Annotated in this window: 1 pseudogene; it reads left to right on the top strand. The window is 58.0% G+C overall.

From position 1 onward, the window contains the following. Positions 1-234 (top strand): annotated as a pseudogene (locus LE190_RS22345) (IS110 family transposase); the annotation flags it as partial. Between the last annotated feature and the right edge of the window lie 21 nt (positions 235-255).

Below are 255 nucleotides of genomic sequence, written 5' to 3'. Positions count from 1 at the left end.
AGCAAGCGAGGCGACAAGCATATGCGCCGTTTGCTCGTGCAATGCGCCCGGGCGTACATGCAGCGGCTGGATCGCCAGACCGACCACATGGCGCAGTGGGTACGATCCATGCTGACACGACGTCACTTGAACGTCGTTGCTTGCGCCTTGGCCAATAAATTGGCACGCACGGCCTGGGCAATTGCTGCGCACCATACGGAATTTAAACGACAAGAGGCCGTCATGGTGGCATGACAGCCTCTTGAGCTTGCTTAC

This window comes from Massilia hydrophila (assembly GCF_020208145.1).
In the GTDB taxonomy this organism is placed as follows: Bacteria; Pseudomonadota; Gammaproteobacteria; order Burkholderiales; family Burkholderiaceae_D; genus Telluria; species Telluria hydrophila.
This window is presented reverse-complemented; position numbering and strand designations above follow the sequence as displayed.